The 21,455-nt window shown below is 52.6% G+C and carries 21 protein-coding genes; 6 read left to right on the top strand and 15 right to left on the bottom strand.

Annotated features, from left to right (window positions below):
* Positions 1 to 13: 13 nt before the first annotated feature.
* Positions 14 to 526: a MogA/MoaB family molybdenum cofactor biosynthesis protein gene (locus M3G15_RS08250; RefSeq protein ID WP_009223107.1), complete on the top strand. Its 513-nt coding sequence runs from the start codon at positions 14 to 16 to the stop codon at positions 524 to 526.
* A 154-nt stretch (positions 527 to 680) separates the two neighbouring features.
* On the opposite strand, the gene M3G15_RS08245 is transcribed toward M3G15_RS08250, so the two are convergent.
* The 4 genes from M3G15_RS08245 to M3G15_RS08230 all read right to left on the bottom strand — a co-directional run bounded on the left by M3G15_RS08245 (position 681) and on the right by M3G15_RS08230 (position 5,768).
* Complete coding sequence (locus M3G15_RS08245) at positions 681 to 1,220, bottom strand: hypothetical protein (RefSeq protein ID WP_009223106.1); 540 nt, start codon at positions 1,218 to 1,220, stop codon at positions 681 to 683.
* Between the two features lie 92 nt (positions 1,221 to 1,312).
* Positions 1,313 to 2,311 carry an acrylyl-CoA reductase family protein gene (locus tag M3G15_RS08240; RefSeq protein WP_009223105.1) on the bottom strand — a complete coding sequence of 333 codons (999 nt, stop codon included), beginning with the start codon at positions 2,309 to 2,311 and terminating at the stop codon, positions 1,313 to 1,315.
* 116 nt (positions 2,312 to 2,427) lie between these two features.
* Complete coding sequence (locus tag M3G15_RS08235) at positions 2,428 to 4,734, bottom strand: thiamine pyrophosphate-dependent enzyme (RefSeq protein ID WP_260070600.1); 2,307 nt, start codon at positions 4,732 to 4,734, stop codon at positions 2,428 to 2,430.
* 26 nt (positions 4,735 to 4,760) lie between these two features.
* On the bottom strand, positions 4,761 to 5,768 hold the full coding sequence (locus M3G15_RS08230) for a 2-oxoacid:acceptor oxidoreductase family protein (RefSeq protein WP_009223103.1): 1,008 nt from the start codon (positions 5,766 to 5,768) through the stop codon (positions 4,761 to 4,763).
* Positions 5,769 to 5,987: 219 nt separating this feature from the next.
* On the opposite strand from M3G15_RS08230, the gene M3G15_RS08225 reads away from it, so the two are divergent.
* Complete coding sequence (locus M3G15_RS08225) at positions 5,988 to 6,890, top strand: SDR family oxidoreductase (protein WP_009223102.1); 903 nt, start codon at positions 5,988 to 5,990, stop codon at positions 6,888 to 6,890.
* Positions 6,891 to 6,962: 72 nt separating this feature from the next.
* Here the strand turns inward: M3G15_RS08225 and M3G15_RS08220 are convergent, their stop codons facing one another.
* Entirely contained in the window at positions 6,963 to 8,459 is a 1,497-nt protein-coding gene (locus tag M3G15_RS08220; protein WP_397376599.1) for an MDR family MFS transporter, read from the bottom strand.
* A gap of 227 nt (positions 8,460 to 8,686) precedes the next feature.
* Here M3G15_RS08220 and M3G15_RS08215 point away from each other — a divergent pair, with 227 nt between their 5' ends.
* Complete coding sequence (locus M3G15_RS08215) at positions 8,687 to 9,292, top strand: TetR/AcrR family transcriptional regulator (RefSeq protein WP_009223100.1); 606 nt, start codon at positions 8,687 to 8,689, stop codon at positions 9,290 to 9,292.
* A 140-nt stretch (positions 9,293 to 9,432) separates the two neighbouring features.
* Here M3G15_RS08215 and M3G15_RS08210 read toward each other — a convergent pair whose 3' ends face one another.
* The 7 genes from M3G15_RS08210 to M3G15_RS08180 form a co-directional block, all read right to left on the bottom strand.
* Positions 9,433 to 10,887 (bottom strand): nicotinate phosphoribosyltransferase, encoded by a 1,455-nt coding sequence (locus M3G15_RS08210; protein WP_260070599.1) that lies wholly within the window; start codon positions 10,885 to 10,887, stop codon positions 9,433 to 9,435.
* Between the two features lie 7 nt (positions 10,888 to 10,894).
* Positions 10,895 to 11,443, bottom strand: a complete 549-nt coding sequence (locus tag M3G15_RS08205; protein ID WP_260070598.1) for a cysteine hydrolase family protein — start codon at positions 11,441 to 11,443, stop codon at positions 10,895 to 10,897.
* Positions 11,444 to 11,505: 62 nt separating this feature from the next.
* Complete coding sequence (locus M3G15_RS08200) at positions 11,506 to 12,279, bottom strand: NUDIX domain-containing protein (RefSeq protein ID WP_028539115.1); 774 nt, start codon at positions 12,277 to 12,279, stop codon at positions 11,506 to 11,508.
* A 92-nt stretch (positions 12,280 to 12,371) separates the two neighbouring features.
* Positions 12,372 to 12,767: a PaaI family thioesterase gene (locus M3G15_RS08195; protein WP_028539116.1), complete on the bottom strand. Its 396-nt coding sequence runs from the start codon at positions 12,765 to 12,767 to the stop codon at positions 12,372 to 12,374.
* Positions 12,768 to 12,889: 122 nt separating this feature from the next.
* Positions 12,890 to 13,363, bottom strand: a complete 474-nt coding sequence (locus tag M3G15_RS08190) for a YlbF/YmcA family competence regulator (RefSeq protein WP_050769660.1) — start codon at positions 13,361 to 13,363, stop codon at positions 12,890 to 12,892.
* Positions 13,363 to 14,913 (bottom strand): tRNA (N6-isopentenyl adenosine(37)-C2)-methylthiotransferase MiaB, encoded by a 1,551-nt coding sequence (gene miaB / locus M3G15_RS08185; RefSeq protein WP_260070597.1) that lies wholly within the window; start codon positions 14,911 to 14,913, stop codon positions 13,363 to 13,365. Before miaB ends, M3G15_RS08190 begins: the two co-directional genes overlap by 1 nt.
* Positions 14,914 to 15,088: 175 nt before the next feature.
* The gene (locus tag M3G15_RS08180; RefSeq protein ID WP_009223093.1) at positions 15,089 to 15,295 is read right to left on the bottom strand and encodes a DUF1657 domain-containing protein; all 207 of its coding nucleotides are present in this window, start codon (positions 15,293 to 15,295) and stop codon (positions 15,089 to 15,091) included.
* A 173-nt stretch (positions 15,296 to 15,468) separates the two neighbouring features.
* Here M3G15_RS08180 and M3G15_RS08175 point away from each other — a divergent pair, with 173 nt between their 5' ends.
* From M3G15_RS08175 to spoVAD, 3 genes are read left to right on the top strand one after another with little or no spacing between them, the layout of a single operon-like run.
* The gene (locus tag M3G15_RS08175) at positions 15,469 to 16,329 is read left to right on the top strand and encodes a DUF421 domain-containing protein (RefSeq protein WP_009223092.1); all 861 of its coding nucleotides are present in this window, start codon (positions 15,469 to 15,471) and stop codon (positions 16,327 to 16,329) included.
* Positions 16,330 to 16,341: 12 nt separating this feature from the next.
* Positions 16,342 to 16,830, top strand: coding sequence for a stage V sporulation protein AC (gene spoVAC, locus M3G15_RS08170; RefSeq protein ID WP_260070596.1), 489 nt, complete (start codon positions 16,342 to 16,344; stop codon positions 16,828 to 16,830).
* 1 nt (position 16,831) lies between these two features.
* A complete protein-coding gene (gene spoVAD / locus M3G15_RS08165) occupies positions 16,832 to 17,836 on the top strand; it encodes a stage V sporulation protein AD (protein WP_260070595.1) in 1,005 nt (334 codons plus the stop codon).
* A gap of 82 nt (positions 17,837 to 17,918) precedes the next feature.
* On the opposite strand, the gene pduL is transcribed toward spoVAD, so the two are convergent.
* From pduL to M3G15_RS08150, 3 genes are all read right to left on the bottom strand, one after another.
* Positions 17,919 to 18,491 carry a phosphate propanoyltransferase gene (pduL, locus tag M3G15_RS08160; RefSeq protein ID WP_009223089.1) on the bottom strand — a complete coding sequence of 191 codons (573 nt, stop codon included), beginning with the start codon at positions 18,489 to 18,491 and terminating at the stop codon, positions 17,919 to 17,921.
* Positions 18,492 to 18,611: 120 nt separating this feature from the next.
* A complete protein-coding gene (locus M3G15_RS08155; protein ID WP_009223088.1) occupies positions 18,612 to 19,478 on the bottom strand; it encodes a 2-oxoacid:ferredoxin oxidoreductase subunit beta in 867 nt (288 codons plus the stop codon).
* Entirely contained in the window at positions 19,465 to 21,240 is a 1,776-nt protein-coding gene (locus M3G15_RS08150; protein ID WP_260070594.1) for a 2-oxoacid:acceptor oxidoreductase subunit alpha, read from the bottom strand. The genes M3G15_RS08155 and M3G15_RS08150 overlap by 14 nt, the downstream gene beginning before the upstream one ends.
* Between the last annotated feature and the right edge of the window lie 215 nt (positions 21,241 to 21,455).

Genomic DNA, 21,455 nt, shown 5'->3' with positions numbered 1-21,455 from the left:
GGAAGCGAACACGATGAGATCCGTCGATGAACACCGGATGGAAGCGCCGGATGAAGTATCTTGTTTCGTCATTACTGTCTCCGATACACGGACCGAAGAAAACGATACCAGCGGCCGGTTGATCCAAGAGCTGCTTCGGCAGCACGGGTATCACGTTGCCCGCTATATGATCGTTAAGGACGATTATAACGGCATCCGCCAGCTGCTGCGGGAAGCGGCTTCGGACAATACGATCGAAGCGGTTCTGCTAAGCGGCGGCACTGGCATTGCGCCGCGGGATACGACGTTTGAGGCGGTGCGCAGCCTTCTGAACAAAGAGATGCCGGGGTTTGGGGAAATTTTCCGTTACCTCAGCTTTACGGAAGATATCGGCTCGGCCGCCATCCTCAGCCGCGCGATCGCCGGAACGATCGGCAATACGGCGGTTTTCTCCATGCCCGGTTCGCAGGGCGCAGTCAAGCTGGCGATGGAACGGATTATCCTTCCAGAGCTGCGTCACGTCATGCGAGAAATCTATAAGAAGTAGAAATCGGATAGGAGGCTACCCATTAATTGAGTAGCCTGTAGCGCCTTTCACCGCCTAGTTATCGCCCATGCCGGGCGCACATGCAAAAAACCAACCGCTCTCCTTCCTTAAACGAAGGCAGCGGTTGGTTTTGTATTGGGAAACGCTTTGCCATTTACTTCGATGTATTATTCATTTGGTTCAGCAGTTTACCAAATACCGCCTGCATCTCTTCCCGGTATTGACTGTCCTTCTGCGCGCTGGACGAATAAACCAAGGCGGCGTTGCCCTTCACCGAGATGACGGCAGCCTGACTGGAAGCCGACTGCGCTGAGATCGCCTGCTTGCCGTCCCCGGTTCCATAAATCTCGGAAATTTCGCGAATCCGTTCTTGCTCGCTGGGAAATACATGTACGATAATAAAATGCCGCGCATCCCCGTTAATAAAATAACTGTAGCTAATATTCCCGTCCAGCCCTTCGGCATAGGTTTCATGGGTCAGTTTAATCCCGCGCTTCGCGCATTCCGCTTTCAAAGATTGCAACAGCGCCGTATTAAGCGTCTTCCCTGTCGTTAATTGGCGTTCGTTTCCTTGCCGATAGCTTTGCATGCTATACTTGCTCATTTCTTCCTTGGCGACCCGTTGCACATTACCGCACCCTACGGTTAAAGAGAGCGCCAAGGCCATTCCCAATCCTGCCTTCCACCATCTCATTGGTATCCCATCCTTTACCCTAAGCTAAGCCAGCTTCGGCCGATGGTGTTAGGTTGTCTCAAGATCCCCCAATTTATACCATGAGTTCCGTTTCAGTTGATGAAGGAAATGACCTGGCGTCCGATGGCTTCCCCGGCCAGTACGGTACGAAGCGCCTCCGGGAGCTTCTCCAGCGGATACTCGGTGATGCCAGAGGCCAGCACCGGCTCCGGCTTCCACGGTCCGGCCAGAAGCTGCCAAAGCTCGCGCCGCAGCGGCTCCGGACAAAATACGGAATCGATCCCCAGCAAATTCACACCGCGTAAAATAAAGGGATACACGTTCGTTTCGATCCCGCTGCCGCCGGTTAACCCCGACAAGGCGATCGAGCCGCCATAACGAACCGATTTCAGCAGATCGGCCGTCATAGCCCCCCCCACCGGGTCAACGATGGCCGCCCAGCGCTCTTTGCCAAGGGCGCCTTTGGCTCCCGAAGCCGCCTCCTCACGGGAGAGGACCTCGGCGGCGCCGAAGGCCGCCAGCTTCTCCCGCGCCTGCGGCTTGCCCGTGACCGCGGTGACAGTAACCCCAAGCCGGCTGAGGATCGCCACGGCCATGCTGCCCACGCCGCCGGTGGCGCCGAGGACGAGCACCGGCCCTTGTCCGGGCGCCAGCCCGTTATCGAGCAGGCGCCGGACCGACAACGCTGCCGTAAACCCGGCCGTTCCGATTGCCATTGCTTCGCGGAACGAAAGGCCTTCCGGCAGCGTCACCAGCCAGTCGCCCGGGACACGGGCGACTTCAGCAAACCCGCCCGCGTGCGTCACGCCAAGCCCGTAACCGGTGCACAGCACCCGGTCCCCGGGCTTCAGCCGCGGATCGCGGGAGGCGATTACCTCCCCGGCCAGATCAATGCCGGGGATAAATGGATAGGTTTTAACGATTTTTCCCTCTGGTATGCTTGCCAATCCGTCTTTATAGTTGACGCTGGAATAATGCACCTTGACGGTCACATCGGCGTCAGGAAGCGCCGAGAAGTCTACCTGCTCGACCCCTGACCGAAACCCGGACTCGTCCTGGTGTACGCGAAATGCACGAAAGGATGGGTTCATCCTCTCACTCTCCTTCCATTCGGGATGTAAGCTTCCGAATAACGCTTTGATCATAAAAGAAGCTGCACATTGCCGCTTCCCCTAATATCGTGTTTTGTCCACTTTCTGGCCTGTTTTTAGAGATAAGGATGTTCGTGTTTAGCCAGAAGGATTTTCCAACGCCGTTCTACCTCTTGTTCGAACTCCGCAAGAGCCTCAGCGTTCTCCGGCTTCGTCAAATGACGGGTCTTGCCCATCGTCTTCAGCCAATCCGCCAGCGGAATGCGGTTGCCCTTCTCCTCCGGATTGTACGTGATTGTGGTTTGACCATGCTCCACCTCGTACAGCGGGAAGAAGCAGGAGTTAACGGCAGCGTCGATGATATTCGTGCCCTGATCGTCCGGCGAAATCCAGTTGAGCGGGCAGGCTGTTAATATTTTACCATAAACCAGTCCTTCATTTTGCGCGTACCATTGGGCTTTGGCTGCTTTCTTCACCAAATCCTGCGGGTAAGCCTCGCTGCCGGTAAACACGTAAGGAATGTTGGTGGCCGCCATGATTTGCGGCGTGTCTTTGTGCTGGAACGTTTTGCCTTGCTGCGCTTTGCCGATGTTCGACGTAGAGGTACGGTGGCCAAGCGGGGTCGAATACGACAGCTGTGCCCCGGTATTCATATATCCTTCGTTATCATACTCGATGATGATCATTTTATGACCGCGCAGCGCCGCTCCGATCGCCGGCCCCATGCCGATGTCCATGCCTCCGTCGCCGGTAACCATCACGAACGTAAAATCGTCCTTCAGGCCAAGCTCGTCGAGCTCACCGCGGCGTTTTCTTTCCCAGAACATTTCGACGACACCGGACAAAGTGGCCGCTCCGTTCTGGAACAGGTTATGGATGTACGTCGCTTTATGGGACGAATACGGATACCCAGTCGTGACGACCATCGCGCAGCCCGTATGGAACAGGGCCACGATGTCGCCTTCGATCCCTTTAAAGAACAGCTCTAGACCGGAGAAAATCCCGCAGCCCGGACAGGCCCCATGCCCCGGTGCAATCCGCTTTGGCTTCTTCGTTAATGCGCGAAGCGGCGGAATGCGCACGCCAAGCTTGCCGGTTTCTTCATTCTTCGTGACCGTGATCAGGCCGGTCTTCAGGTCCTCAAACTTCAGCGGATTCAGCACCCGCTTAGGCGCTTTCTCCGGATCCCCCGGGGTATGTCCATAGTAATCAAACGGCACTTCTACCCGGCCTGTTTTCGCCGCTTCGATCGCCAATTGGAAGAAGTGATGCCCGTCCTCGGCATAAAACTCCTTGCCCCCCAGACCGTATATCCGGCTGATGACCTTCGTTGTATGATTTCCATGCGTGAACAGCGCAGCTTTAATCTCATTAACCATATTACCGCCATAAGCGCCATAGGAATCACCGCGGTCGCCGACCGTGATCGCTTTCACGTTCTTCAGCGCTTCGGCAATTTGTCTTTGCGGGAAGGGCCGAATCATATTTGGTGCGATCGAGCCGGCTTTGATGCCTTGGCGGCGCAAATCATCCACGACGTCTTTAATAATTTCAGATGCCGAGTTCATGAGGAAAACCGCCACCTCTGCGTCTTCCATCCGGTACAGATCCAGCATTTTGTACTCGCGTCCGGTCAATTCCGCATATTCGCCGGCAATCCGTTCAAAGACGCGTTCCGCGTTATACATCGCTACGGACTGCTGATAGCAGTTATTGATGTAATCCGGCTCGTTCATGTACGGCCCGACGGTAATCGGGTTGTTGCGATCCAGCGTATGCGGGAAGCCGCCCGGCGGGCGTTCACCAACGAATTTCAAAACGTCCTCACGGTTTGCGAAGGTATGCACGCGCCGCTTTTGGTGGGACGTAAAGTATCCGTCGGACGCGACAAGCACCGGCAGCCTTACCTCCGGATCCTCAGCCAGCTTGATCGCGATCAGGTTCATATCGTATACCGCTTGCGGATCTCGGCACATCAGGATCGGCCAACCGGTGTTTAGCGCAAAATAAAGGTCCGAATGGTCGCCGTGAATATCCAGCGGTCCGGAAATGGAACGACAAACCAAGTTCATGACCATAGGGAAACGCGTGCCGGACTGCACCGGCATTTGCTCCAGCATGTACAAGTAACCTTGAGCACTGGTCGCGTTAAATACCCGACCGCCGGCGGTTGAAGCGCCGTAGCAGATACCGGCCGAGCTATGTTCGCCGTCCGATGGAATCAGCTTGATGTCATGCTGTCCGTTTGCTTTCATCAAATCGAGAAATTGCGCTACCTCGGTGGAAGGGGAAATCGGAAAGTACCCCATAATATGATAATTGATCTGGCTGGCCGCATAAGCTGCCATTTCATTTCCTGACTCATAAACCACGCGCTGCTCAACCGTGCCGGAGCGGCGTTCTTTCTCCAAATCGATCGCCATGATGAACATACCACCTTTCCTGCGTATTAGCGTATCGCCAAATCAAACAGATGCGGTACGCGATGCGCCTCCGCATACCCTTCTTCCTCCCGCTCCCCGGACAAGGCGTCCGTTGGACATGCGTGGATACATTTTAAACAACCTTTACAATATTGATAGTCGATGCCTTTTAGGAACATTTGCGGTCGGCCCTTCTTATCGGGGCGTTCCTCCCATACGAAGCAATTATCCGGGCAGACGTTGTCGCATTGGGCGCAGTGAATACAAGACTCTTCCTTGAAATGCGGCATCATCCCAGAACGGGAAATACTAAGGTCCTTCAGGATGCTGTTGCCCGGATTGATAATCAACCCGCCGATCGGCTGTGTTTCATAACCAAGCACCGGCGTATCAGCACGAACGAAGGCCGGCATGCTTACACCTTCCGGCAAAGCAAACGTTTCAAAGACAACTTCATGATAACCCCGTTCGAACGTCGCAATAGCTGGGGCTACGGTTTGCGGATATTTCTTCTCCAGCGATTTGCGGATGACGTCTTTCATCGTTTCAGGATCGAGGAATGGGCACAACCGGAATAAGGCACCCAACATCGCCATGTTCACCCGGTTTTTCTCTTCGAGCGCAATGCCGGTGGCATCGATCACCGCGATCGTGCCGCCGATCAGCTTCATTTTCTCCTTAAGCTCCTGCGGAGTTTTGCGCGAATTCACCAATACGGTGCTGTCCTCGTAAATGCCGCTGATCACGTTCACTGTCTTGGCGAGCGCCTCATGAAAGATCCCCACAATATGCGGGCGTTCTACTGGCGACGTATCGCGAATCGGCGTACTCAGATCGCAGAAGCGGATATGCGCCTTGACCGGGGATCCTTTTTTCTCCGAGCCATAAGAAGAAAAGCTGACCCCATTCAATCCGGCTCCCTCAACCCCGGCTTCGGCCAGCATTTTCCCTGCCAAGTTCGCACCCAGCCCACCAATGGATTCCAAACGGATTTCAAAAAATCCCAGCTCGTTTAATTTCGGTAATTGTACCACGCGCTTGACTCCCTTCTTCGCAAATGCGAGCTCTTCACGACGTAAATAAGTGCTAAACATGACATCAAACGATATCTTTCTTAATTTTAAAATTTATCATAGATGCGATGTGACTTATGTAACAAATGTCATATAGACATTCTTGTCTAGGCGGATACACCACCCCGCCCAGGAATGAATAGGATAGCGGTAAAACAACTTCAGGAGGAACCTCAAAGGATGATACCCAAGTACCCTTATTACAGCTCGAAAACGGTCTGCCAAGAACAACCAATTACCTTCCCGCCGCAACATCAACCAAGACAACCCGGCTTAGAAACCCTGATGGTTCCGCCCCCGATCTCCGAAAACCCCGCTTACGTCGGCAGCGGCAAGTTGAAGGATAAGGTCGCAATTCTGACCGGCGGTGACAGCGGCATCGGGAGGGCTACGGCGATTGCTTTTGCCAAAGAAGGCGCAGACTTAGCCATCGTTTATCTGGATGAGCACGAAGATGCCCAGGCAACCAAACGGCGCGTTGAGGAACTGGGACGACGGTGCCTGCTCATTCCCGGCGACTTGCGCCAAGAGGCTTTCTGCCATGCAGTGATTCATCATACCCTGCATCATTTGGGGAAAGTCGATATCCTGGTGATCAATCAGGCGGTTCAATTTCCTCAGCAGCAAGGGATCGAAGCGATTTCGACCGAACAGCTGTACCAAACCTTTGCCACCAACATCTTCCCTCATTTCTACTTGACCAAGGCCGCGCTTCCCTATTTGCGACCCGGTAGTACCATTATTAGCACCGCCTCGATCACCGCATACGCCGGCGCTCCGCTGCTGATTGATTATTCCTCTACCAAAGGCGCTGTCGTTTCCTTTACCCGCTCCCTGGCGCTGTCGCTCGTTCATCGAGGCATTCGTGTCAATGCCGTGGCGCCGGGACCGATCTGGACCCCGTTGATTCCATCCAGCTATTCTGCGGAATACGTGTCTACGTTTGGCCTTGAAACTCCGATGAAGCGAGCCGGGCAGCCGTTTGAATTGGCACCGGTCTTCGTATTCCTGGCTTCCGACGATTCCAGCTATGTGACCGGGCAAACGATCCATGTCAACGGCGGCGCGATGGTTACGAGTTAACCTTCGGGGAGAACGACAAAAGCACCCTTTCCAAAAAGAAAGAGTGCTTTTTCGCATGTTTGCTTCAATATATTAATGCCCCGCCATCAGACTTGGGTCTGGTTGCGTTCCTTCGGCTGCTGAATTCTTGCCTGCTTCGGTTTGCTTCTTTGGCTTAGATAAGAATAAAGTCAGCAGGAAGCCAGCAGCGGCAATGCACGAAGCCAGGAAATAGGTATCCCCAAATCCGGATGCGGCCGCCTCCAGCGGATTTCCGCCTTGTGCTGCCTCCTTCATATGGCTGCTGATTTGGGAAGTCAGATAGCCGGTTAAGCCGGCTACCGCGAAGGAGACGATAACTTGCTGCGCCGCCGTCATTAGCGGGGTAACCCGAGCCACCAAATGGCGCGGCGCGGAGTTTAGAATATGCGTGTTCAGCGGCATCATCGTCAGACCCATCCCGCCGCCGAGCAAACCAAGCGGCACCAACACCATCGCCAGCGGCGTTTCCGCTGTAATTCGAGACAGCAGGAACAAGGCCGTCGATACGATACCAAGGCCGATAAAGGCCAGCGGCCGCGCACCAACCCGGTCAAACAAGCGCCCGCTGATCGGCATGAAGAACGCCGACATCAATGCTTGAGGCAGCAAGTAAATCCCGGTTTCCAACGCGTTGTAGCCTCTGACTTGCTGCAGGTATAACGGAGTCAGAATCATCGAACCAAACAACGCCGCTTGGGCAATCCAGACCAAGATGATCCCCCGGGTGAAATGAGACGAACGGAACACACGCAGCTCAAGCAGCGGTTGTTGATGTCTTATTTCAACGAAGATGTACAGAAGTAAGGCAAGTCCTCCTACGCTAAGACCCGTAATTGTCGTCGCTGAGGTCCAGCTGGTTCCCCCTTCACTCACGCCGTAGGTCAGCATCGCAAAAGCGATCGGAGCCAGGATCATCCCCAGCTTATCCAACTGTGGCGCCTCCCGTCGACTGGACTTCGGCAAGAACCGCAGCCCGATCAGAAACGCCACAATCCCAATTGGCAGATTGATCAGAAAAATCCAGTGCCAGCTGACGTTCTCCACCAGCCAACCGGATAGTACCGGACCTAGCGCAGGCGCCAGCAACATAGGTACACCCAGCGCCCCCATCACGGCTCCGCGCTTCTCAGGTGGTGCCAGCTTAAACACCATCGCAAACCCGATCGGCGATACCATCCCGCCGCCCAGACCTTGAATGATGCGATAGATGATCAACTGCTCCGGCGTCTGCGCTACGGCACACAACACCGAACCAATCGTAAACAACGCGATCGTCATCAAGAAAATGCGTTTCTCCCCAAATTTATCGGTCATCCATCCCGCTAGCGGAATGACGGCAGATAAAGCCAGCGTATACCCTGTGATCGTCCATTGCACCGTCTTTAAATCGGTTGCGAAGAAGTCGACCAGCTTAGGTACGGCCACGTTAACCACCGTGCTGTCCAAAATGACCATAATCATCCCAACGATGACCGCCATCAGCGGTGCGATAATCGACCGGATGGAAAATTCTTTGCTTTCGATCGAACTCTCCACAGTATTCGGCATCCTCTCACTCAGCTTTCTTTCTAAATTTAAACACCGTTTAAAACAATGTTTAAAACAAATTTAAATGGATGCCGCCGTTTTGTCAAGGCATTTGTCATCGGTGGCTTCTGCAAGATCTGGTTCGCTCTTCCTTCCCCGCTGCGCCTTATTCTTGACACCTGGAGTGAGAGCGTATTATGGTAGTTTCTATACGGGCAGTAGATTGGATGGCATAAAGGAGCGAAACTATGAGCAATTGCGCCGAGGGGCCGACAACCAAACAGAATATTCTACAGGCTACGTTGGAGCTCATTAAAACCGAAGGGGCCGATCAAGTCACCTTGCGCAAGATCACGGCTGCGGCCAATGTCAATTTAGCTCTAGTGAATTACTACTTTGGCTCGAAGGACAACTTGATTAACGAAGCGCTGAAACTGCTGCTGACAACGTTTCAGGAGAATTTCTCCGTCTTGGACGATACTTCGCTACCCCCTAAAGATCGATTAAAGGCATTTCTTCTCCAATACGTGGATTCAGTACTGCAATACCCCGGTTTGTTGCATGAAGTCTTAGGCAAAGGACGAATTACTTTTGAATCCCGGCAGGACTTCACCGGTTTTATGAAAACGACCGGATTCAGCAAGATTACTGGCGTGCTGGAGGAGATTACCGGCGAGACCAATCCGGATATTCTTTTTATTATGATGATGCAAATCAATGCAGCCGTCCTCTTCCCGCTCGTCTTGGCAAGGCAGATTAAGCAACTGGAGAACCGTCCGGGCAAAGAAATCGTTGAGCGGCAAATCGATATTTTGTTTGATCACTACTTCGCGAAATATGAGTCGTGTCGTTAACTTGTCGAAATCAGCCTTCTATTCGCCGATTTATAGCGCTTTTTGCGCTTTCCCGAGAAATAATTTCCAACGCAAATGAAGACCGCTTCGCCGCCGATTGGCGAGAAGCGATCTTTCTGTCTTAAGGGGGTTAGAAGAAGTTAATCCTCATGCTGCCCCATATATTCTTCGATCATCTTTTGCTTTAACTCCCAGGCTTCTTGGCTTAAGCTGATGCGGTAAATTTCCGGGTTCAGCTTGCGGAGATATTCTGGCCAGAATAAATTTAACTGCTCGCGGTGGTACTCACGAATTTCATCCAGCGTTGGCAGCTTGTACACGAGCTGACCATCCACAAAGATCGGCTGCAGCATGGACACCGCTTCATAGTTTTTGACTGACTTTTTGATATAAGGATGTACCGGATCAAACAATCGGAGTTTGCCGCCCGTCCGCGCTTGCTGTTCATGCGGAAAACAGATGTAATCGGCAATCGCTTTGCCGCTGTCTTTGCTGACAATGCGCAATACGTCTTTTCTGCCGGGGGTTGTGACTTTTTCCGGATTACCGGAGATCTTGATCGTGGGCACCATCTGACCGTCCTTCTCCCGTTCAACCAGCTTGTAGACGCCTCCGAGAGCCGGTTGGTCCGCTGCTGTAATCAACTGAGTCCCTACGCCCCAAATATCGATCTTCGCACCTTGTGCCTTCAGGTTAAAAATCGTATTCTCGTCCAAGTCGTTTGACGCGACGATTTTGACATAAGGTAAGCCAGCGTCGTCCAACATTTTGCGGGCTTGAATCGACAGATAAGCTAAATCGCCGCTGTCCAAGCGGATGCTAGCCAGCCGCTTGCCTGCGGCTTCCAGCATTTTGCCGGTGCGGATCGCATGCGGAACGCCGCTTTTGAGCGTATCATACGTATCGACCAGCAGGGAAACCTGATCCGGCAGCGCTTTGGCATACAACTCAAACGCTTCCTGCTCCGAGTCGAAGATTTGCACCCACGAGTGGGCATGCGTTCCTCGGGTCGGAATGCCAAAGATCTCACCAGCGAGCAAGTTGGACGTCCCATCAAACCCGGCCAAATAAGCAGCCCGAGCCCCCCAGATGGCCGCATCTGCTTCTTGTGCCCGGCGGGTGCCGAACTCCAGCAGCACGTCGTTCTCGGCGACCCGTTTCACCCGTGAAGCTTTGGTGGCGATCAAGGTCTGGAAATTCATAAAGTTTAGCAACGCCGTCTCAATCAGCTGTGTTTCCATAATTGTGCCTTCAACGCGGATCAACGGCTCGTTCGGGAAGCAAAGCGCCCCTTCGGCCATCGACAGCAGCGTGCCTTTAAATTCAAAGTTACGCAGCAATTCCAGAAATTCCGGCTTATAGTTCTCTTCTTGTTTGTCCAAATACGCTAAATCCTCGTCCGTAAACCGCAGCTGCCGGATATAGTCCACGATCCGCTCCAAGCCTGCAAACACCGCATACCCGTTGCCAAACGGCAGCTTGCGGAAGTAGGCCTCAAATACGGTCCTCCGCAAATGCGTTCCGTTCATCCAATGCGCATAGATCATGTTGATCTGATATTTATCGGTATGCAGTGCTAAACCCGTGGTTGGCATCGCCTGTTCATCCTCTCTGGCTGTTCGTTACGTTTGCTCCTAAACTGGTGCGGAAATGCCCCAGCGCCCAGGTATGTCCCTCCGGGTTAAAGCTGGCTACCGCATCTTCGTATACTGTAATTGCAAATCCCTTGTTATAAGCCTCCACCGCCGTATGCAGCACGCAAATATCCGTGCACACGCCGATCAGATGCACCTCCGTAATACCGCGTTCCCGGAGCTTCAGCTCCAGGTCCGTTCCACAAAACGCGCTGTATCTCGTCTTATCCATCCAATAGATGCGGTCCTGGTTCTTCGTATAAACCTCAGACAACCGCCCGTACAACGCACGGCCTTCCGTATCCCTCAGATTGTGGGGAGGAAACAGCTTCGTTTCCGGATGCAGGTGGTCTTCCCGCTCGTGCAGATCTACGGCCATCACGACAAAATCCCCTTGCGCCACAAAGGATTCCGTTATCCGGCAAATCGCCGGTTCAATATCGATGGCTGGCTGGCCCACCGGAAGGTTACCGTCCACGAAATCCTTCGTATAATCGATGACGATCAGAGCTTTCATGATTTCACTCTCCCTTCACGCATTCCATTTGCCGCAACTAATATTTCATTATGTAAAATATCTTAAGTGTAAATCGAAAGCCGCGGGGTGTAACCAGTAAACCGGTACAATTGAGCCGGCCGTTGCGAATATTGGTTAGACAACATCGGCTTGCCATTCTCGTCACGCACTTCTTCCAGTATCCCCTGACGACTGCGCGTCGATGTAATTTTGCGGATAAAATTTAGCTCTTCAAAGTCTGGAACGACCGTTTGAATCACCTGATACAATTCGCCGAGAGTGAAATGCGGCGGCAAAAATTGCTTCGCAATCGTCGTATGCAGCATCTGCTGCTGAATCCGTTTATAAGCGTCTTGCAAAATCTCGCGGTGGTCGAAAGCGAGCTGCAGATCCTCTAAGGCTTCTCGAACGGTAAACAGACCAACCTCTTGGGCATCATCCGCCGATTGCCGTTTCTCCAGCACCCATTCCTCTACTAACGCGAAAAAAGCGTGGGAGATAATCCAGCCGCGCGGGTCCCGCCCCGGCTTGCTGTAGACCCCCAAATATTCAAGATGTGAGCCGTCGACACCGGTTTCTTCCTTCAGCTCGCGACGCGCGGTTTCGTACAGCGATTCATCCTCCTGCGAGAAACCGCCCGGCAATGCCCAGGCCCCGGCGAACGGCCAGCTCCGCCGACGGATCAGCATGACCTTCAGATCAAAGCGCGGCAGCGATTTGGTCGATGCTTTTCGTTCCTGCCTCGTCAACGTAAACATGACGATGTCGGCCGGGATTCCGTCCGGCGTGCGATATTTTTTAACCTCATTAACTACCTGCTTTTGTTCTTCGTTCATCACGTATCACCACATCGTCTAGGATAACGCCGGCCGATTGAAGTCCGGCACTTACGAATTCAAGCGATCTAACCCGAAAGACGGCCCCCTGCTCACTTCGGCAAGCGGAACGTTGCCGTCGATATGCATCCGAGGGTTCCTTCTTCGTTACGAACCTCGGAGCGGAGCGTCATCGTCCGATGGGTCTCATGGATTGGCATCGCCGACACCACCAGTTCCCCTGTTCGCATGGGGCTGAGAAAATTGACATTCAAATGGGTGGTTACCCCAAGCTTCCCTTTAATCGTTGCTACCAGCGTGCCCATCGCTTGATCCATCATGGACGACAGCACGCCCCCATGGACGATGCCCATGGAATTGAGGTGGGAAGCCCCCGCTGTAAGTCCCAACTTTACCAGGGATTTGTCGGCAGAAATGAGGCGCAGTCCCAGCAGACCCCAGAACGATTGCTCATCCCGCCGCAGCACTTCTTCGCTCCAATCATCCATCTCGGTGTCCCCCCTATCCTTGCTTCTCTTTATATTATAGTATTCCGATGCGACGTTGCTTCAATCATTACAGACAAGATGAAAAAAAGCGGAGGGGTTGCCTCCGCACCAACTGCCTCGCATTACTCTCCGTATCCGGATGAAACAGCCGGCTCGCTGCCCGACTCGACGTTCACTTTGCTGGCTACCGTATCGCGGATGACAGAAACGACGAGCTGGAGCAGATAATTGATATCGCTTTGGCTCTGCTGGAACTCCGTAACGAGCGGAATCTGATCGAGTTCGTCCTGCAGCTCCTCGATTTCACGTTCGATCTTCTGCACCATAGCTTGGTTCTGGAACGTTTCAAATGCGACGATTTCCTTCTGTTTCTTCTTAATTGCACTGATCAACGCCTGCACGCGGTCATGCTTCTGGATCAGCTTCTCCGCCTTCTGAAATTGCTGAACCTCTTCACTGGTACCGATCAGTTCAGCCAGCTCTTTGGCCTTCTTCATAATATCCTCGCGGATGACCAGGTCCCGCGAATCATACTTCGGAATTCCGCAATCGGTTTGATCTTTGTGCTGTTCCACTGTCAATAACCTCCCCTGCATTACGCCAATTTGGCGGTTTGCTCTACGAGCTTGCCTTTGATGTACCAAGTCATCGGATCGGTAATCTCCACCTGGACAAACGTTCCGATCAATTCCGTTCCGCCCTCAAAATGGACAAGCTTGTTGGTGCGTGTACGTCCGGATAACATATGGGCGTTGTTTTTGCTCTGGCCTTCGACCAGCACCTCAACGATCTGTCCGCGCAACGCTTCGTTACTGTTGCGGCTGAATTCGTTAATGGTATCGTTTAACTTCGTCAGCCGCGCTTTCTTCACTTCCATCGGGACGTTGTCTTCCATGACGGCAGCCGGCGTGCCTTCCCGTGGCGAGTAGATAAATGTATACGCCGAATCGTACCCTACCTCGCGTACGAGGGACAGCGTTTCCTCGAACTGCTCCTCGGTTTCACCCGGGAATCCAACGATAATGTCCGTGGTGAGGACGACGTTTGGAATTTTCGCCTTGATTTTACGCACCAGTTCAAGGTAATGTTCACGGGTATATTTGCGGCTCATCTTCTTCAGCACTTCGCTGCTGCCCGATTGAACTGGCAGATGAATGTGCTCCACCAGATTTCCGCCTTTGGCCAGAACATCGATCAGCGCATCGTCAAAATCGCGTGGATGCGATGTCGTAAACCGAACGCGCGGAATATCGATTTGACGGATATCGTCCATCAGATTCGCAAACGTATAGTTGATATCGGTAAAGTCCTTACCGTAGGCGTTGACATTTTGCCCCAGCAGCGTAATCTCTTTATAGCCCTGACGCGCCAGCTCACGAACTTCGGCAATGACGTCCTCCGGACGGCGGCTGCGCTCCTTGCCCCGCGTAAACGGCACGATGCAATACGTACAGAACTTGTCGCACCCGTACATGATGTTCACCCATGCCCGCATGCCTTCGCGCTTCTTCGGCAGGTTCTCGATGATGTCGCCTTCCTTGGACCAGACCTCAACCACCATCTCTTTGCTGAACAAAGCTTCTTGAATGAGATATGGCAAACGGTGAATGTTGTGCGTCCCGAAGATCATATCCACAAAACTGTGCTTCTGCAGGATCCGCTTCACGACACCTTCCTCCTGCGACATACAGCCGCAAACGCCCAGCAGCAGATCCGGCTTCTCCGTCTTGAGACTCTTCAGGTGACCCAGCTCACCAAACACCTTATCCTCTGCGTTCTCCCGAATCGCGCAAGTATTCAGCAAGATAATGTCCGCCACTTTGCGGTCCTCGGTCGCACGGTAGCCCATCTGCTCCAGCAAACCTTTGATCGTTTCGGTGTCATGCTCGTTCATCTGGCAGCCAAACGTATAGACGATATAATGCTTGCCAACGCCAATCCCCTTCAGTTCTTCGGGAACGGCATTTTCATACAGCACCTTCACGTCTTCTTTCCCGCGTTGTTTCTCTTTGCGTTGGTTCGGCTCGGACAAAATTTGAATATCCCGGCCACGGATTCGGATTTTCTTCCCTCGCTCATCCTCCGAAATGACCCGGGCGTCCGAGAAGTCAAAGTATTTGGCGTAATCTTTCGTTTCCTTAGCCATGTGCCCGTTCACTCCTTTACCTGATCTATCTTCGTTCCATATGGGCATCGTTATCATTCATAAAAATGCATTACACTAAATTATAACATGGCCAGGCTTCGATATCCAGATAAACGCCGTATACGTGGAAACGCAAATAGACCCGTTCGAATGAACGGGTCCTTTCTAATCACAGTTAGAATCCCTTGTATTGAGGTTCTTCGCTCTCCAGCTGCGCTACGCGGCTTTCCACTTGCGTTACGATTTGCTGCGTTTGTTGCGCGCATTGCGTAAACAGATCCTTCGCTTGCTGGTTTTGCGTGCTTAACGCGAATTGCTCCAGGCTCGCTTGCGCGCTTTTTAACGAAGCTAAGGCCGTTTTGACTTGAGATGCTACTGTCACAATTTCACCACCTTTGTTTTGGCATGTTGCTTATGAACAATGCATAATTTCACCTGCTCGAAATTGATTCATACGCCCTGTTCCCCTTCCACATATTACCTTAGTAAATTTACGCATCCCCGCGCATAATTGGGATATCTCGCCTTGGATTGTCTACGAAAGGAGTATTCCCCATGCCAATGTGGTTGGAAGTTATCGTCCGAACGTTGGTGGCCGTCGTCGTGTTATTTGTGCTCACCCGGCTGCTCGGAAAGAGGCAAATTTCACAGCTTTCCTTCTTTGAATACATCACCGGGATTACGATTGGGAGTATTACCGCCTACATCTCCCTGGATATTAATACAGACTGGTATCTCGGGCTAATTGCCGTTACCGTCTGGTTTCTCGTATCGCTTGGCATCGAATTTTTGCAGCTCAAAAGCAAGAAAGCACGGGATATGATCGACAGCAGCAGTACCGTGCTGATCAAGGATGGCAAGATTCTGGAGGAGAATCTGAAGAAGGAAAAGCTGACCAACGAAGAGCTCATGGAGCAGCTGCGGAAGAAAAGCATTTTCAAAGTGGCCGAAGTCGAGTTTGCGGTCATGGAGCCCGATGGACAAATCAACGCGATGCTGAAGAACGAATATCAGCCGATTACGCCGGCTCACTTGGGGATCAAGGTTGCTCCCCAGCCGGAGCCGCAAACCGTCATTATCGACGGGAAAATTATGGACGAGCCGCTCGCTACACTGGGACTCAACCGGAAGTGGCTGAATACCGAGCTTGAGAAGCTGGGCGTTTCCCTGGATAACGTCAATTTAGGGCAGGTTGATGCGTACGGCCAGCTTTATGTCGATTTGTACGACGACCAGATCACCGTGCCGCAGCCTCAAGAAAAACCCGTCTTGCTGGCCCAGTTGAAGAAGTGCGAAGCCGATCTGGAGATGTTCGCTCTCTCGACGGACGAGGAAGAAGCCAAGAAACTGTACGGCGATTGTTCGGTGAAGCTGCAGAAGGTCATCGATCAAGTCAAACCGTTATTAATCCAATAGGAGGATGGGAGCATGGCCAAGAAAAAAAACAAGCAGTTGACTCCTACGCAGCAGCAGTATCAGCGGCTGGCAAATGCCCATGAACCAAAGCGCCCGGTGGCTGTCAATTGTCTGAGAGCCTTTTTGGTCGGCGGATTGATATGCCTGCTTGGAGAATGTATCCGACAGGCCTTTATCCATTTTGCTCATATGAGCGAAAAAGAAGCCGCCAACCCGACGGTCGCTATTCTTGTCATCTTGTCCGTGCTGCTCACGAGCTTTGGCGTCTATGACAAAATTGCACAGTGGTCCGGGGCAGGCACCGCCGTCCCCGTCACCGGCTTTGCCAACTCGATGGCCTCGACGGCGATCGAGCACCGGCCGGAAGGCCTGGTGCTGGGTGTGAGCGCAGGAATGTTCCAATTAGCCGGACCCGTCATTGTGTTTGGAACGGTGGCCGCTTTTATCATCGGGGTGATTTACGCGGTGTTTATCCCGGGGTATGCCGGAGGTGGGCACTGAGATGCTGAAAGGCCATCAAAGCTGGGTATTTGAAAATAAACCCAAAATCATTAGCACCGCTACCGTTGTGGGTCCCTTTGAAGGCCAAGGACCGCTCGCTGAAGATTTTGATATTATCCATGCCGACCTCTATATCGGCCAAGACAGCTGGGAAAAAGCCGAAAAGACGCTGCTCGAAGAGTCAGCGCAGCTGGCGATTAAACATGCTGGGTTAACCAAGGAACAGATTCAGTTCTATTTCGGCGGCGATTTGATGAATCAGATCATCAGCAACAGCTTCGCCGCACGGACGTTAAGCATTCCGTATATCGGCATGTTTGGCGCCTGCTCGACCTCGATGCAGACGCTGGCGATGGCCGCCTACGTTGTCAATTCGGGAGGCGCGAAATATGCCATAGCCGGAACCTGCAGTCATAACGCCAGTGTGGAGAAGCAATTCCGCTACCCGACGGAATACGGATCGCAGAAGCCGCCTACCGCCCAGTTTACGGTCACCGGGTCAGGCTCTGTCGTGTTATCCCCTGAAGGGGACGGTCCTTCGGTGACGTCAGCTACCATGGGCAAAGTCATCGACATGGGCATCACCGACCCATTTAATATGGGCGCTGCGATGGCACCGGCAGCCGTCGATACGATCCAGGCCCACTTCCGCGACTTAGAGATCGAGCCGTCTTACTATGACCTGATCGTCACCGGGGACTTGTCCAAAGTCGGATATGCCATCGCGAACGATTTGTTCGTCCGGCACAATTTCCCCATCAAGCAGACGACCTACATGGACTGCGGCATGATGATTTACGACTACGAGAAGCAACAAGTTCAAGCCGGCGCCAGCGGATGCGCCTGCTCCGCCGTCGTCACCTACGGTCATCTGCTGAACCGGATGAAACGCGGGGAATTAAAACGAATCCTCGTCGTGGCCACCGGGGCGTTGCTCTCTCCGCTCTCCTACCAGCAAGGCGAAAGCATCCCCTGCATCGCCCACGCGGTGTCCATCGAAGCTTAAGCTGTTCACACCAAAAAGGGCTTGCCCCACGGCATTTACAGCCGCTGGGCAAGCCCTTTGCTTTTTTTTCAAGTGTAACCGATTAGTCGATGATTTCTGCCGTGTCGCCTGTTTTCGCACCGGCAGCGTTCGCTTCGTCCGTATCGATATGCATATCGAGGGCAAAGTTGTCAGATACGCGCGCAATGACGTTCTCCAACACCAAACCACGTTCTCCGCTCAAACGAACTTTCAGCAGTTGCTTGTCTTTAATGCCCCATTTCTCAGCATCGGAAGTATGGAAGTGAATATGGCGAGCAGCGACGATCACGCCTTGCTCCAATTCGATTTCGCCGGCAGGGCCTTTCACCTTGATGCCAGGCGTGCCTTCAATGTTGCCCGATTCGCGCACCGGAGCTTTAACCCCAAGCGCAAAGGAATCCGTACGGGAAATTTCCAGTTGGGACGCCGGACGGGCTGGACCCAAAATGCGAACTTTATCGAACTGTCCTTTTGGTCCGATGACTGCCACTTGTTCGTTCGCAGCAAATTGTCCCGGTTGGGACAGCGGTTTGAATTCCGTTAATTGATAGCCTTGTCCAAACAAAATTTCAATGTGCTCCTGCGTCAAATGGATATGACGCGCGGATACGCCGACAGGTACAGTTTTGCTCATGTCTACAAACACTCCTCGTATATTCTCTATATCGATGACGATTCACATCGCTACTCATTATACACCTAATGGCGAAAAAAAGGAAAAGGCGTCCACCAGAAATGGACACCTTTCACCTGATTATTTGAATTCTGCAACAAGATTGTCAAACTCGCTTTCAGAAAGTGCCAGCGATTGATGGACCAGCGGCTCTTTCTTAAAGCCGTGAACCAGATCTTCGTAGCATTTCTTCTCTTTGTTCTGATAGATCAATCCGGTGATCATGCCGTTTGTCTCCATCAGCTTCGCCATGGCCATCGCCCGGTTGCTTGGATCATAATCTGGAACGGTCTCGAGATTGATGATGTTCTCTTTGAACCAATCGTACGTATTTACCTTGTTAAAGGTGACGCACGGGCTAAACACGTTGATCAAGGAGAAGCCTTCATGCTGGATGCCTTGCTCGATCAAAGAAGTCAGCTGCTTCAGATCGCTGGAGAACGATTGAGCCACGAAGGTGGCACCGGACGCCAGAGCGATTTCGAGCGGAGACAAAGTCGATTCTACCGAGCCTTCCGGCGTACTCTTCGTCTTAAAGCCTTCACCGCTGCGCGGGGAGGTTTGCCCTTTGGTCAACCCGTAAATTTGGTTGTCCATGACAATGTAAGTGATGTTGATGTTTCGGCGAATTGCGTGTACCGTGTGCCCCATCCCAATCGCGAAGCCGTCGCCGTCGCCGCCTGAAGCGATGACGGTCAGGTCGCGGTTGGCCAGCTTTACACCTTGGGCGATCGGCAGCGCACGGCCGTGAATCCCGTGCAATCCGTAAGCGTTGATATATCCGGAGATCCGTCCGGAGCAGCCGATCCCGGAAATCACGGCAAGTTGCTCTGGCTCAAGACCCACATTCGCTGCAGCGCGTTGGATTGCGGCTTGAATGGAGAAATCGCCGCAGCCCGGACACCAGTTAGGTTTAACGTTGTTACGGAAATCTTTAAACGTTGCCATTTTTCACCAACTCCTCCTGCGCTTTCTTCCCGGCTGCCTTCTTGCACTCTTCGTAGACTTCCGAAGGAAGGAACGGATTGCCGTTATATTTCAGGACATTCACGATTTTGTCGTGGTAACCTACGTTTTGTTTAATCAGGTTAGCCAACTGGCCTGTTGCGTTGTTCTCTAGGACAACCACTTTCTTCGCCTTCTCAATTTGCGGTAGTACTTGCTCCGTGGGGAACGGATGCAGCAAGCGCACCGTCATGTGGTTCGTCTTCAAGCCGTCCTCCGACAGACGGATGCGGGCTTGATCAATCGTACCCCCCGTGGAGCCCATGCCGATGATCAGCAGATCTGGTTCAGCATGCGGGGCTTGAAGGTGAATCGGATTCGTGACCTCCAGATTGGCCAGCTTCCGCAACCGCTTATCCATCATTTTCTTCCGGTTCACCGGACTTTCCGACGGACGACCGGATTCGTCGTGTTCCACCCCAGTCACATGGTGAATGCCGTTCTTCTCACCTGGCAGCACCCGCGGGGAGATCCCGTTTTCCGTAAAGGCGTAGCGGTTGAACATGCTTGAATCTTCACGATCTGGAATATCCTTCACCAGGTAACCGCGATCGATCGTAACTTTGTTGAAATCGAGCATTTCGCAGGACTGCTTCCCAAGGGATAATTGCAGGTCCGTCGCCACGATAACAGGCACTTGATATTTGTCAGCCAGGTTGAACGCCTCTACCGTATCGTAGAAGCACTCTTCAATCGAACTAGGCGCAATCACGATCTTCGGAATTTCCCCGTGCGTACCATAGATGAGCGCGTTGATATCACTTTGCTCCTGCTTCGTCGGCAGGCCTGTACTTGGACCGCCGCGTTGTGTATCAATGATTACGACTGGCGTTTCGGTCATGCCAGCCAGTCCGATCGCTTCCATCATGAGGGACAAGCCAGGCCCCGCCGATGCAGTCATCGTACGAACGCCTGCATAACTCGAACCAATCGCCATCGTAATCGCTGCAATCTCATCCTCGGTCTGAATCACTGTACCGCCAAATTTCGGCAATTTTTTGATTAAATATTCCATAATTTCAGAAGCAGGGGTAATCGGGTAAGCACTCATGATACGGCAACCTGCCGCAACAGCCCCAAGGCCAATCGCTTCGTTGCCGATCATAAACAGCTTCTGCTTGCCATCCGCCGGCTCGAGTTTAAACTCCTCCAGAGGTCCTCCGGCAAGCTCAAGCACGAAATCCGCGCCCCGTTTCACTGCTTCGATATTTTTCTCAACAATCGCAGGTCCTTTGCGGCCGAACTCCTCTTCCACCGCTTTGTTAAATACTTCAAGCGGAAGGCCGAGCAGCGCCCATGAGGCACCGGAAGCAACCATGTTCTTCATCAGCGAAGTTCCAAGCTCTTCGGCAATGCTCGTAATCGGCACCGGGAACAAACGGGCATCCACGCCCTCCGGTACGGTCGGGTTAAACTTAGCGTCCGCTACAATAACCCCGCCGCTACGCAATTCATGTGCATTCAAATCGATACTTTCTTGGTCAAAAGCGACTAAAATGTCCAAGTCGTCGGAAATCGCACGAATTGGCTTGGTACTGATCCGGATTTTGTTATTCGTATGACCGCCTTTGATACGGGAGGAGAAATGCCGATACCCGTACAAATAATATCCCAGCCGGTTCAAAGCCGTCGAAAAAATCCGGTCTGTACTTTCAACGCCCTCTCCCTGCTGTCCACCGATCTTCCAAGACAATTGACTAATCAAGATCGCCCACCCCTTTAATCGTATCGCAATGGAAAAATAAAAATAATAATAAAAGTTGTAGAATGCTAACGTGCAAGAGGTCACATTCCGGCCTATTGTTTGTGAACATTCTGTTTCAGAGTCATGTCAATTTTATGTCTCAACTTGGTAAAAAGCAAGCGTTTTCTAGCCTTTTTTCATATAGTAGTTTTCGATCAATTCGTTCTCACAATTGG

The sequence above is a fragment of the Paenibacillus sp. p3-SID1389 genome, from assembly GCF_025151705.1.
Taxonomy (GTDB): Bacteria; Bacillota; Bacilli; order Paenibacillales; family Paenibacillaceae; genus Fontibacillus; species Fontibacillus phoenicis.
The sequence above is the reverse complement of the archived record's forward strand: the minus strand, read 5'-3'. Positions and strand labels throughout refer to the sequence as shown.